Here is a 12,279-nt window from a genome sequence, read left to right on the forward strand (position 1 = left end):
CCGTCGGGGGCGTTCCGGGCCGCGGAGACGCCGGCCCCCACCGCGACCGGGAGGACTGCCGTGACCAGGATCGGCGTGCAGGCGATGATGCTGAAGGACGCGTTCGCCTCGGCGGGCGCCTTCGCGACGCTCCGGGAGGTCCGAGCGATCGGTTACCGGTCGGTGGAGATCTCGCAGATCCCGCTGACGGCGGCCACCGTGGCCGAGCTGCAGCGGGCGCGGGACGAGCTCGGCGTGGAGATCGCGGCGATCTCGGCGGGCCTGGCACCGGGGGACTCCCCGGGCGCCGCGCTCGAGGGCGGGCTCGCCGGGATCGTCGCCGACGCCCGTGCGCTCGGCACGCGCACGGTCCGGATCGGCATGCTGCCCGCCTCCGCGGCGGCCTCGCCGGCCGCTCTGCTCGACTTCGCCGACCGCTGCCAGGCCGCCGCGGCGAGGCTCCGCGACGACGGGCTGCGGCTGCTGCTCCACAACCACCACCACGAGTTCGCGCGGCACGACGGCCGCCTCCTGCTCGACGTCGTCGCCGACCGGGCTCCGCTGCTGGGGCTCGAGCTCGACGTGCACTGGGTGCAGCGGGGCGGGCTCGATCCCGTGACGACGCTGCGCCGGTACGGGGAGCGCGTCGCCCTGGTGCACCTGAAGGACTACCGGGTCGGGCCGCCCGCCGATGCGTCCGGCGGGTGGTCCGTGCACGCCTTCACCTCGAACGTGCAGTTCGCCGAGGTGGGGGAGGGCAACCTCGACTTCCCGGGGATCATCGGGACGAGCCTCGCGCTCGGCGTCGACCACCTCCTCGTCGAGCAGGACGAGCGCTACGGGCGGAGCGCGCTCGACTGCCTGCGGATCTCGCACGACAACCTCGTCGCGATGGGTTTCGCGGACCTGTTCTGAGGAGCGGCCGAGGCTCCTCCCCAGGGATCGGAGCGGCCCGTTCTCCACTGCTCAGGGGCACGGGTCCCCGCCGCGCCGGGCGCGACGGCATGCTCGACCCGTCGACGGAGGAGGTGGTGGCGGTGGTCGTTCCGGACAGTGTGCTCGGCGTGACGGCGCTCGTCGCGCTGGTGCTGTCCGGGGTGCTCCACGCCTCCGTGCGGGTCTGGGCGGCGGGGTCCCGCTGGACGACCGCACGGTCTCCGCGCGCCTGTTCAGGGCGGTCCTGGTGATCATCGCGCTCGACACGGCGTACCTCGTCGTGGCCGGCGAGGAGCTCTTCGCATCCGGGCGCAGCCCCGGAGAAGAAGCAGCCGGATCCGCCGGGGTCCGCCTCCGCTCCGCGGAGCGGAGGACAATGGAGGGACCCCCAGCGAAGGAGACCACCGTGGATCAGCCGCGCATGAACGTCGAGTCGTTCAACCTCGACCACCGCACCGTCGCAGCGCCGTACGTGCGCCTCGCCGACGCGAAGACGCTGCCCGGAGGCGACCACCTCGTCAAGTACGACGTGCGCTTCACCCAGCCCAACCGCGGGCACCTCGAGATGCCCACCGTGCACTCGCTCGAGCACCTGTTCGCCGAGAAGTCCCGCAACCACTCCGACCGCGTGATCGACTTCTCGCCGATGGGCTGCCAGACCGGCTTCTACCTGCTCCTCTCGGGCGAGCCCGAGCTCTCCGAGGTGCTCGGCCTGGTCGAGGCGACGCTCCAGGACATCACCGAGGCCGACGAGGTCCCGGCCGCCAACGAGACCCAGTGCGGCTGGGGCGCCAACCACTCCCTCGAGGGGGCGCAGGAGGCGGCGCGCACGTTCCTCGCGCACCGCTCGGAGTGGGAGACGGTCACCGCGTGAGCACGGCGATCGTCCTGGTCGCGATGGACGAGGAGGCCGCGCCGTTCCTCGCCGCCGCGTCCAGCGCCTCCGAGCCGCGCGCCGTCGGCAACGCGCTGCAGTGGGAGCTCGAGCTCGACTCCCGCGCGGTGCTGCTCGTCCGCACCGGCATCGGCCTCGTCAACGCGGCCGGCGGTCTCACCGCAGCGATCCTGCGGGAGGGCGGCTCCCGGCCGCTCGTGGTGAGCGCGGGGACCGCCGGCGGCCTGGGCGCCGACGTCCGCGTGGGCGAGGTCGTGATCGGCGCCGAGTACGTGCAGACCGACGCCGATGCGCGGGCGTTCGGCTACGCGCTCGGGCAGGTCCCGGGGATGCCCGCCCGCTACTCCGGGGACGACGCGGCGCTCGCCGCGGAGCTCGAGCTGCTGGAGGGGCCGCCGGTGCGCCGCGGCCTGATCGTCTCGAGCGACGTCTTCGTCTCGAGCGCCCACGTGGACCGCGTGCGGAACGACTTCCCCGGCGCGCTCGCCACCGACATGGAGTCCGTCGCCCTCGCGCAGACGGCGCACGTGCACGGGCTGCCGTTCGTCTCGGTCCGCGGGATCTCGGACCTCTGCGCCCCCGGCGAGTTCGAGGCGCACGTCGACGACGCGGCCGATCGCTCCGTCGCCGTGGTGCAGGCGCTGCTGCGCGGGCTCGGCGACCGGGACTGATGGACGGGCGGCCCTCCGCGACAGCGCGGAAGGGCCGCCCGGCGGTCAGTCGTTGCCGACGTGCTGGTCGCCGGCCTCCTGGGCCTTGTCGACCTGGCCGGCGAACTTCCCGCCGGTCGCGGAGTCGGCGGCGTCGCCCGCCTTGTCGAGTCCCTTGTCGGTCAGCTCCTCGCCCTTGTCGCTGTTCACGGCGTTCTTCGCCTTGTCCGCGAGTCCTCCGAGATCCACCATGGGGTCGTTCCTTCCGTCGATGAGCGCCCGTCGAGCAACGGGCCGCCGCCAGTCTCCGCCGCTTGGCGAGGATCTGCGCGGGGTTGCGTCTCACGGCCGCGCCGAGGACGATGCACCTCCGGCCCGGCCCGTCAGCCCGCTGCGCCGAGCCCCGTCACCGCACCGGCGATCGCCGTCGTCTCCTCGCCGTCCGGCCAGCGCAGCCGCACGCCCGGCTCCGTGACGACGCTCCCCACCGCGGCCGTCGCGGTCCAGGGTGTGCCCATCCTCGACTCCCCCCGCCGGTCGGCGGTGATCATCGCGAAGCCGGGGAAGCAGCCGAGCCAGTCGGCGGTGCCGGCCGCCTCGGGGACGGGGACCGCCGCGAGGTCGATCACCGCTCCTCCTCCGCTGGCCTCGGCGAGCATGCCGACCGTCCCCACCAGCCCGGCCATGCTCACGTCCTTCGCCGCCCTCGGCCGCGCGAGTCCGACGGAGGCGGCCATCGCCCGGAGCTCCTCCGCGCGCCGGGACGACGTCGAGTCCCACTGGGCGCCCGCGAAGCCGGGCCGCCAGCCGCCGCCGAGGTCGGCCGTCAGCGAGAGCTCGTCGCCCGGAGCGGCGGCGCCCGGCACCGGCGCCGCGGTACGGCCGAGACCGGTGACGCTCAGGGCCGCCGGCACTCCGAGCTGGGTGTGCCCGCCGAGCACGGGGACGCCCCAGGCGGCGGAGGCGGCCCGCAGACCGCTCACGATGCGCGCGGCGGCGGCCGCGTCGCGAGCGCCGATCGCGTCCATCAGCCCGATGCCGGTCGCGCCCATCGCGGTGAGGTCGTTGACGTTGACCAGCACCGAGCACCACCCCGCCCACTCCGGGTGGCGCTCCACCATGGACGGGACGATCGCGTCGCAGACGGCGATCAGGTCGCTGCCCGGGACCGGTGCTCCGTCGTCGCCGACGAAGCCGGCCCCACCGAGGCCCCCCTCGGCCGCCAGCGGAGCCAGAAGGGCGCCGAGGGCCGCCTTGGCCGCGGTGGCCGCCCGGTCGAGCCGGTCGACCGGCCAGCGCATCCGGGCGTGCTCGACTCCGGCGACGGTGCTCGTGCCGATCCTCCGCCAGCCGAGCCGCCGGAACAGCACCTCGTTGCGCAGCTGCACCGAGGCCTCGAAGCGGAGCACCCCGCGCGCCTCCGCCTCCGCGCAGGCCGCGCGCACGAGGGCGGCACCGATCCCGGAGCCGCCCCGCGCCTCGCGCGCCACCACCAGGCGGCTGCCGGTCCACCAGCCCAGATCGCGTCCGCCGCCGACAGGCGCGATCCGGACCCCGCCGAGCACCGCGCCGTCCGGAGCCACCGCGACGAGCACCACCGAGCGCGGATCGTCGTCGGCGTCGTCGTGGTCGTCGCCCGCGAACAGCCCCTGCTCGGCGACGAAGACCTCGCGCCGCAGGGCCCGGTGCGCGGCGAGCTCGCGCTCCTCCGCCCGCACCACCGTGAACGCAGGCGCGACCCGAACACCCTCGAGGATCGAGAGCTCCACCATCAGGCGCCGGCCGTCTTCAGGACGCCGCAGGCCCCGCACGCCGCGCAGCCCGCACTCTGGCCGCTGCTCAGCATCCCGGCCTCGATCAGGAGCGCGGCGACCTCGGCGCTGACCCGCTCCAGCAGTGACCCGGCCGGCGGGAGCACGTGGTCGACCTCGGTCGCCAGGGTCCCGCGCAGCGGACGGAAGGGCACCACGAAGGGGTAGACCCCCATCCCGATCAGCTCGCGGGCGCTCGTGACCAGCTCGTCCGGGTCCTCGCCGAGGCCCACCAGGAGGTAGGTCGAGACCTGGTTGCGGCCGAAGATCCGCACCGCCTCGCGCCACGCCCAGCGGTACTCGTCCAGGCTGACCCGCGCCTTGCCCGGGGTCCAGCGCTGCCGCACCGCGTCGTCCATCGACTCCACGTGGATGCCGATCGAGACGGCGCCCGCGTCCTTCAGCGCCTGCAGCGCCGAGACGTCGGAGGGGGGCTCGCACTGGACCTGGATCGGCAGCCCGGGGACCGCCGCGAGCACCGCGCGGACGCAGCGCGCGAGGTGGGCCGCTCCGCGGTCGCGGCCCTTGGAGGTGCCGGTGGTCATCACCATCTGGCGCACGCCGTCGAGGCGGACCGCCGCCTCCGCGACCTCGGCGAGCTGGGCCGGGGTCTTGACCGCGATGGTCGCACCGGCTTCGAGCGAGGCCTCGATCGCGCAGAAGCGGCAGCGCTCCGCCTCGTCGTAGCGCATGCAGGTCTGGACGACGGTGGTCGCGAGGATGTCACGGCCGTGCAGCCGGGCGATCTTCTCGTAGGAGACGCCGTCGGCGGTGTCGAGATCGTAGAAGCGCGGGCGGCGGACGGGAGTCACGTCCAGGCCGATGTCGGCGCCCTCGAGCAGGAGGCGGTTCCCGCTCACCACGTAGGGGCTGTCGGGGTTCACCGGGATCGCGGCGCCCAGGCCGCCGAGCATCACGTGCCCGTCGTCGCTCGGGCCGGCGCCGGCCTCGCGGTGCACCGGTGCCTCGACGCGGATGCCCTGCAGGGCGATGTCGACGCGGGTGCGGAGGGCGGAGGGGCCGGTGCGGCGGATCCCGGTCGAGTGCGCCCCGCCCGGGGAGTGCGCCCCGCCGACCGGGTGCGGGCCGGCGGCCGGGTGCGCCGCACCGGTTGCCGGCGGCGAGGACGCGGGGGAGGGACTGCGGAGATCGGTCACGAGGACTCCTTCGTGGCACCGCGGAGCGGGCCGGACGGGCCGCGCACAGCGGCGGCCGGGATGTCGGTGCGGTCGTCTCACCCCCCAGTCAAGGCGCCTCGTGTTTCGCCCTCGTGACGGGAGGAACGCGGTCTCGTTACGGATCCGCCGTCACGGGAGCTTCTTCCGGTGGAAACCACTCCGAAACATCCCGGCCGTTGACTGGACGCGTTCCACTCCGCACCACTGCTCCACCCCGGCGGACGTCGTCCCGCGTCGTCTCAGCGCATCCCGCCGGAGCCATGCACTCGCACGCCGCTTCGGCGGACCGACACCAGGAGGAACCATGTCCGTCTCCCAGGAGATCGAAGACCAGGTCAGCGCCAACATCGAGATGTCGCGCTCCGAGATCGCCCACCCGGCGCTCCCGAAGGGCAGCAACCTCTACGGCTCCACCAAGGTCTTCCCCGACTACCAGGCCGAGCCCGGGGAGTCGTACCTGACCCTCGTGCACGGCATCGCCCACGAGTCCTCGGTCAGCTTCGTCGCAGTGCTCCAGGCCACCCGCGCGGCGCGGAAGGGCTACGAGTCCGCGCTCTACTTCTACGGGCCCGGCACCATCAACGCGATGGCCACCCGCGGCTTCCCGACGGTCGGCGACTCCGGATTCCCCGGCGAGCAGAACCTCAACAACGCCATCGAGACCTTCATCCAGGAGGGGAACCGCGTCTTCGTCTGCCGGTTCGGCATGGCGCTCCACGGCCTCCGCGAGGAGGACCTGATCGAGGGCTGCATCCCCTGCCACCCGCTCGACGTGCAGGACGCGCTCATCCACTACGCCCGCAAGGGCGCGATCATCAACTCCACCTACAACCTGTAGGCGATCGCGATGACCCTCGTCGGATCGGTCGCGGCGAACTTCACCCGCGACCTGGATCAGAACTACGCGCTCATCGCCTCCCTGGCCGAGGAGGCCCGCGAGAGGGGAGTGCGCTTCCTGGTGCTCCCCGAGGCCGCGATCGGCGGCTACCTCTCCTCGCTCGGCAACCACGGCGACACGGTCGCCACCACCCGCCGCTCCCTCCCGCCGGCGGTGCGCCTGGACGGGCCGGAGCTGCGGCGGGTGCAGGAGATCGTCGGCGACCTGGTGGTGGCGATCGGCTTCTGCGAGCTCGACGACGACGGCGAGACCCGCTACAACGCGGCCGCGCTCCTGGACGGCGGGCAGGTCTACGGCAGCTACCGGAAGGTGCACCAGCCGCTGGGCGAGCACCTCTCGTACTCGCCGGGCCCGGGCTACGGCACCTTCGAGACGCCGGTCGGCCGGGTGGGCCTGCAGATCTGCTACGACAAGGCGTTCCCCGAGGCGGCGCGGTCGATGGCGCTGGACGGCGCCGAGATCATCGCCTCGCTCTCGGCGTGGCCGGCCGCTCGGACGGCGACGGCCGAGAACCTGCAGGAGGACCGCTGGACGTACCGGTTCAATCAGTTCGACATCGCCCGCGCCCTCGACAACCAGGTGTTCTGGCTCGCCTCGAACCAGTCGGGGACCTTCGGCTCGCTCCGCTACGTCGGGAACGCGAAGGTCGTCGATCCCGGCGGCAACGTGCTCGCGACGACGCTGCTCGGAGCAGGCATGGCCGTCGCCGACATCGACGTGCGCGGCGCCTTCGAGGCGATGCGCGGCGGGATGTTCCACCTGCGCGACCGGCGGCCCGACGCCTACGACATCGACCGGGTCTGGAACGGAGGACTCGTCCATGCCTGAGATGACCTTCCACGTCCGCTGGCCGGACGGCTCGGAGGAGCGCTGCTACTCGCCGAGCCTGGTCGTGCACGAGTTCCTCGGGACCGGGACCGCCTACTCGCTCGAGGACTTCGTCGCCCGTTCGAGTGAGGCGCTGCGCATCGCGTCGGACCGGGTGCGGGAGCGGTTCGGGTTCGCCTGCACCTCCGCGATGCAGCAGGAGTCCGACATCCTCCGCACGGCGCAGCGCTTCGAGGGCGGCACGGTCAGGGTGCTCGCGATGGAGCCGCCCGCTCCGGCCGGGCAGCGGGTGCGGCCGTGAGCGCCGCTATCGAGCCCGGGCGCCACGTCGAGGTCGCGGTGGTCGGAGGCGGGCAGGCCGGGCTCTCGATCAGCCGGCACCTGGTCGACGACGGCATCGAGCACGTCGTGCTCGAGCGCGCGACCATCGGCCACGACTGGATCGACCGCCGCTGGGACGCCTTCACCCTCGTCACGCCGAACTGGCAGTGCCGCCTCCCCGGGTACCCCTACGACGGGCCGGACCCGGACGGATTCATGACGCGCGACGAGGTGCACGCGTGGGTGCGCCGCTACGCGCAGAGCTTCGACGCCCCCGTGGTCGAGGGCGTGGAGGTGAGCCGGCTCCGCGAGCGCGCCGGGGGAGGGTTCGAGCTGATCACGAGCGCGGGCGCGATCACGGCCGACCAGGTCGTCGTGGCGACCGGCGGCTACCACCGCCCGGTCCTCCCCGCCGTCGCCGCGCGGCTGCCGGCGGACGTGCTGCAGCTCCACTCCGCCGACTACCGCTCGCCGCAGGCGCTCCCGCCCGGCGGCGTGCTCGTCGTCGGCTCCGGGCAGTCGGGCGCGCAGATCGCCGAGGACCTCTTCCTCGCCGGGCGCGAGGTCCACCTCGCCCTCGGCAGCGCGCCGCGGGTGGCGCGCTTCTACCGGGGCCGCGACTGCGTCGCCTGGCTCCAGGACATGGGCGTGTACGACGTGCCCGTCCACGCGCAGGTCGGCGGGCTCACCAAGCGGGAGTCGACCAACCACTACGTGACGGGGCGCGGGGGCGGGCGGGACATCGACCTGCGCGCCTTCGCCCGCGACGGGATGCACCTCTACGGCCGACTGGCCGAGGTGGAGGGGTCGCGGCTGCGCTTCGCCCCCACGGCGGAGGCGGCGCTCGACTACGCGGACTCGGTCGCGGAGTCGATCAAGGACGACATCGACCGCTACATCGCGGCGCACGGCATCGACGCTCCCGAGGAGGCCCGCTGCCGTCCGGTCTGGCGGCCGGAGTCCGAGGCGACAGAGCTCGACCTCGCGGGCATCGGCAGCGTCGTCTGGGCGGTCGGGTTCCGCTCCGACTACCGCTGGGTCGAGATCGGCGTGTTCGACGGCGCCGGCCACCCCACCCACCAGCGCGGAGTCACGAGCGTGCCGGGCCTGTCGTTCCTCGGGCTGCCGTGGCTGCACACCTGGGGGTCCGGCCGCTTCGAGGCGATCGCCCGCGATGCGGCGCACCTGGCGGAGGAGGTCCGGCGCGTCCGCGAGGCGGGGCGCTTCACGCGGGAGCGCCAGCCGGATCTCGCCGGATAGCCTCCTCGCATGACGGAGACGGTGATGGGTGCGGTCGCAGCGCACTTCGGTCGCGACATCGACCGCACCCTCGCCAAGCTCGCCGGCATCATCGCTCACGCCCGCGAGCGCTCGGTCGACCTGCTGGTGCTCCCGGACGCGACCCTCGGCGGCTACCTGCTCGACCTCCAGCACCCCGGGCCGGACCTGCCGCCGAGCCTCGAGCTCGACGGGCCGGAGGTCGCCCGGGTGGCCGAGCTGGCGGGCGATCTCACTGTGTGCTTCGGGATCGCGGAGCGGGCGCTCGAGGGCGGGCGCGAGCTCCGCTACGACACCGCGGTGTGCGTGCACGGCGGGCGCGTGATCGGCACGCACCGCAAGGTCCACCTGCCGCTGGGCGAGTCCGAGGCGTACCTGCCGGGCAGCAGCTTCGCCGCCTTCGACTCGCCGATCGGGAGGATGGGGATGCTGATCGACTTCGACAAGACCTTCCCGGAGTCCTCGCGCTCGCTGGCCCTGGACGGCGCGGAGGTGCTGGCCTGCCTCAGCGCGTGGCCCGCGAGCGTGACCGACCGCTCCGATCGGATCCGCAACGACCGCCAGGCCCACCTGTTCGATCTCTACGACTGCGCCCGCGCCGCCGAGAACCAGGTCTACCTCGTCTCCTCGAACCAGACCGGCGTGCTCGGCGGCCTGCGGTTCCTCGGGCAGGCGAAGGTCGTGGATCCGGCGGGAGAGATCATCGCGAAGACCTGGGCGAAGGGCGGGCTCGCGCTCGCCTCCGCCGACGTCGCCGGCTCCGTCGCCCGCGCCCGCCGCACGATGCACCACCTCCGCGACCGCGCGGAGCACGCCTACCGGAGCTGAGATGCGGATCTGCCTGCTGACCTACTCCACCCGGCCGCGCGGCGGGGTGGTGCACACCCTCGCCCTCGCCGAGGCGCTCGCGCGCGCCGGACACGACGTCACGGTGCGCACGCTCGCCCGGGGCGGCGACGACTCCTTCTTCCGCCCCGTCGATCCGTGCGTGACCGTGCGGGTGGTGCCCTTTCCGCACCGCGAGGGCGAGCCGGTCGGCGCCCGCATCGTCCGGTCCATCGCCGCGATGGCCGAGGCCCTGCGGGGCGAGGACGCCCCGGTCGTCCACGCGCAGGACTGCATCTCGGCCAACGCGGCGCTCGCCGCCGGACTCGCGCCGATCCGCACGATCCACCACCTGGACGACTTCACCACCCCGGAGCTGCGCGCCTGCCACGACCGCGCCGTCCGGCTCCCCCTGACCCGGCTGTGCGTGTCCGCTGCGGTCGCCGAGGAGGTGCGCGCCGGCTGGGGGCTGCTGCCCGACGTGATCCCGAACGGTGTCGACGCGGCGCGGTTCGCGGCCGCCGTCGACGATCCGCTGACCGGGGGGTGGCGGGCCGAGCTCGGCCCGTACCTCCTCGCCCTCGGCGGCATCGAGCCGCGGAAGGGCAGCATCGAGCTGCTCGAGGCGTGGGCTCTGCTGCGCGAGCGCGGCCACGACGTCGCGCTGGTGTTCGGCGGCGGCGAGACCCTGTTCGACTACCGCGAGTACCGGACCGCCTTCGACCGGAGGGCGGCCGAGCTCGGGATCGCTCCGGTGATCCTCGGCACCGTTCCGGAGGAGAGGCTCGCTCCGCTCGTCGCCGGCGCCTCCGCGCTGGGCTTCGTCTCGGTGAAGGAGGGGTTCGGGCTGGCGGCGATGGAGGCGCTCGCCGCGGGGGTGCCGGTCGTGGCGCGGGAGCTGCCGGTGATCCACGAGGTGTTCGGGGACGCGGTCCGCTACGGGCGGGACCCCGCCTCCTTCGCCGACGCGCTGGAGGAGGCCCTGACGCTGCCCTCGCCGGACGGCCGGGCCCTGGCCGCCTCGCACTCCTGGGACGACGTCGCGGCCGCGCATCTGCGGTTCTACGAGCGGGTGCTCGACGGCTCGGTTCAGAGCTCAGGAGGAGCTCCTCCCGACGGGCCGGGATCCGCGCGAGCAGGCGTGCCCGGATGACTCCGTCCTGCCGCCTGGACACGATCGGGCGCCGCCGGTGACCCGCCGGTCGATCTCGCGCATCGTCACCGGTCTCGCCGACGCCGATCCCGACCGGATCGTCGCCGTGGCCGACGAGGGCGCGCTGACGGCGGGGGAGCTCGACCGCGAGAGCACCCGCCTCGCCCGCGCCTACCGCGATCTCGGCGTCCGGACCGACGACCTCGTCACCGTCTCGCTCTCGAACTCGCTGGACGCGCTCGTCGTCTGCGCGGCGGTCTGGAAGGCGGGCGCCGTGCCGCAGCCGGTCTCGACCGGGCTGTCGGCGGCGGAGCGCGCCGAGGTGGAGCGGATCGCGCGGCCGGCGCTCGTCATCGGCGCGCCCTCCTCCTCCGCTGTCCCGTGGCGCGCGGGCGACTGGCGGCCCGGGCCGGAGGTGCCGGCCGGCTCGCTCGAGGACCGGTGGGCCTCGTCCTGGAAGGCGCCCACCTCCTCCGGCAGCACGGGGCGGCCGAAGGTGGTGCTGGCCGCGGGCCCGGCGCTGCTGGATCCGGACGCGCCGGTCGCGCCGTTCCTGCCGCGCGAGGGCGTGCAGCTGGTGAGCGGCCCGCTGATGCACTCGGCGACCTTCACCTACGCCTTCCGCGGGCTGATGACCGGGCAGCGCCTGGTGCTGCTGCCGCGGTTCGACGCCGCCCGGGTCCTCGCGGCGATCGAGGAGCACCGCGTCACCTGGACCCTGCTCGTCCCGACCACGATCCGCCGCCTGCTGGCTGCGCCCGAGCGGTCGGGGGCGGACGTGTCCTCGCTCGCGACGGTGCTGCACCTCGGAGCGCCCTGCGCGCCCGCCGACAAGCGGGCGCTGATCGGCTGGCTCGGCCCGGAGCGGGTGGTCGAGGTCTATGCGGGCAGCGAGTCGAACGGACTGACGATGATCACGGGCCGGGAGTGGCTGGAGCACCCGGGCAGTGTCGGACGGCCGATCAGCGGGACGACCCTGCGCATCCTGCGGGAGGACGGCACGGAGGCTCCGACCGGCGAGCTCGGCCGCATCTGGCTGCACCGCGGCGAGGCCCCCGCCTACCGCTACCTCGGCGCGGGCTCGCGGCGGACGGAGGAGGGCTGGGACACCCTCGGCGACGTCGGCCGCGTCGACGGGGACGGGTGGCTCTGGGTGGTCGACCGCGCCGACGATCTGATCCTCCGGGGCGGAGTGAACGTCTGGCCGGCCGAGGTCGAGCGGGTGCTGGAGGCCCTGCCCGGAGTCCGCGGGGCGGTCGCCTTCGGCGTGCCGGACACGGAGCTGGGGCAGGCGGTGGAGGCGGTCGTCGACGTGGGCGACGCGGGCGTGGACCCGGCCGGTCTGCTCGCTCGGGCGAACGCCGAGCTGGGCGCTGAGCGGCGCCTCCGGGCCCTCCGGATCGTGCACGAGCCCGTTCGGAGCGACGCGGGCAAGGTCCGTCGCTCCGCGCTCGCCCCCGTGGCGCAGACGCTCGGGACCCACCGTTCCGCCGGCACCCCGGATGGGCCAGAGTAGGCCCTGCGCCC

General features: G+C 74.3%; 13 protein-coding genes. 10 read left to right on the plus strand and 3 right to left on the minus strand.

The window, feature by feature from the left end; genetic code table 11:
* Window positions 1–60: 60 nt before the first annotated feature.
* The 3 genes from C5C44_RS04865 (at window position 61) to mtnN (ending at window position 2,481) form a co-directional block, all read left to right on the plus strand.
* The gene (locus C5C44_RS04865; protein WP_258066667.1) at window positions 61–894 is read left to right on the plus strand and encodes a sugar phosphate isomerase/epimerase; all 834 of its coding nucleotides are present in this window, start codon (window positions 61–63) and stop codon (window positions 892–894) included.
* 397 nt (window positions 895–1,291) lie between these two features.
* Window positions 1,292–1,789 carry an S-ribosylhomocysteine lyase gene (locus C5C44_RS04875; protein ID WP_308470742.1) on the plus strand — a complete coding sequence of 166 codons (498 nt, stop codon included), beginning with the start codon at window positions 1,292–1,294 and terminating at the stop codon, window positions 1,787–1,789.
* Entirely contained in the window at window positions 1,786–2,481 is a 696-nt protein-coding gene (gene mtnN / locus C5C44_RS04880; protein WP_258062178.1) for a 5'-methylthioadenosine/S-adenosylhomocysteine nucleosidase, read from the plus strand. Before C5C44_RS04875 ends, mtnN begins: the two co-directional genes overlap by 4 nt.
* 45 nt (window positions 2,482–2,526) lie before the next feature.
* On the opposite strand, the gene C5C44_RS04885 is transcribed toward mtnN, so the two are convergent.
* The 3 genes from C5C44_RS04885 to C5C44_RS04895 form a co-directional block, all read right to left on the minus strand.
* Window positions 2,527–2,712: an antitoxin gene (locus C5C44_RS04885; protein WP_104222638.1), complete on the minus strand. Its 186-nt coding sequence runs from the start codon at window positions 2,710–2,712 to the stop codon at window positions 2,527–2,529.
* Between the two features lie 131 nt (window positions 2,713–2,843).
* Complete coding sequence (locus tag C5C44_RS04890; RefSeq protein ID WP_104222637.1) at window positions 2,844–4,232, minus strand: MSMEG_0567/sll0787 family protein; 1,389 nt, start codon at window positions 4,230–4,232, stop codon at window positions 2,844–2,846.
* Entirely contained in the window at window positions 4,232–5,428 is a 1,197-nt protein-coding gene (locus C5C44_RS04895) for an MSMEG_0568 family radical SAM protein (RefSeq protein WP_258059779.1), read from the minus strand. Before C5C44_RS04895 ends, C5C44_RS04890 begins: the two co-directional genes overlap by 1 nt.
* 325 nt (window positions 5,429–5,753) lie before the next feature.
* Here C5C44_RS04895 and C5C44_RS04900 point away from each other — a divergent pair, with 325 nt between their 5' ends.
* Genes C5C44_RS04900 through C5C44_RS04930 form a run of 7 tightly spaced genes read left to right on the plus strand, consistent with a single transcriptional unit; the run spans window position 5,754 to window position 12,268 of the window.
* Complete coding sequence (locus tag C5C44_RS04900; RefSeq protein WP_104222636.1) at window positions 5,754–6,287, plus strand: MSMEG_0572/Sll0783 family nitrogen starvation response protein; 534 nt, start codon at window positions 5,754–5,756, stop codon at window positions 6,285–6,287.
* 9 nt (window positions 6,288–6,296) lie between these two features.
* The gene (locus C5C44_RS04905) at window positions 6,297–7,175 is read left to right on the plus strand and encodes a carbon-nitrogen hydrolase family protein (protein WP_104222635.1); all 879 of its coding nucleotides are present in this window, start codon (window positions 6,297–6,299) and stop codon (window positions 7,173–7,175) included.
* A complete protein-coding gene (locus C5C44_RS04910; RefSeq protein ID WP_104222634.1) occupies window positions 7,168–7,476 on the plus strand; it encodes an MSMEG_0570 family nitrogen starvation response protein in 309 nt (102 codons plus the stop codon). The genes C5C44_RS04905 and C5C44_RS04910 overlap by 8 nt, the downstream gene beginning before the upstream one ends.
* Window positions 7,473–8,756: an MSMEG_0569 family flavin-dependent oxidoreductase gene (locus C5C44_RS04915; protein ID WP_219827830.1), complete on the plus strand. Its 1,284-nt coding sequence runs from the start codon at window positions 7,473–7,475 to the stop codon at window positions 8,754–8,756. Before C5C44_RS04910 ends, C5C44_RS04915 begins: the two co-directional genes overlap by 4 nt.
* Before the next feature lie 9 nt (window positions 8,757–8,765).
* Window positions 8,766–9,602, plus strand: coding sequence for a carbon-nitrogen hydrolase family protein (locus C5C44_RS04920; RefSeq protein WP_104335420.1), 837 nt, complete (start codon window positions 8,766–8,768; stop codon window positions 9,600–9,602).
* 1 nt (window position 9,603) lies between these two features.
* Window positions 9,604–10,752, plus strand: a complete 1,149-nt coding sequence (locus tag C5C44_RS04925) for an MSMEG_0565 family glycosyltransferase (protein ID WP_104335421.1) — start codon at window positions 9,604–9,606, stop codon at window positions 10,750–10,752.
* 37 nt (window positions 10,753–10,789) lie between these two features.
* Window positions 10,790–12,268: an AMP-binding protein gene (locus tag C5C44_RS04930; protein WP_104335422.1), complete on the plus strand. Its 1,479-nt coding sequence runs from the start codon at window positions 10,790–10,792 to the stop codon at window positions 12,266–12,268.
* The last annotated feature ends 11 nt before the right edge of the window (window positions 12,269–12,279 follow it).

The organism is Rathayibacter sp. AY1F6 (assembly GCF_002932035.1).
GTDB lineage: Bacteria > Actinomycetota > Actinomycetes > Actinomycetales > Microbacteriaceae > Rathayibacter.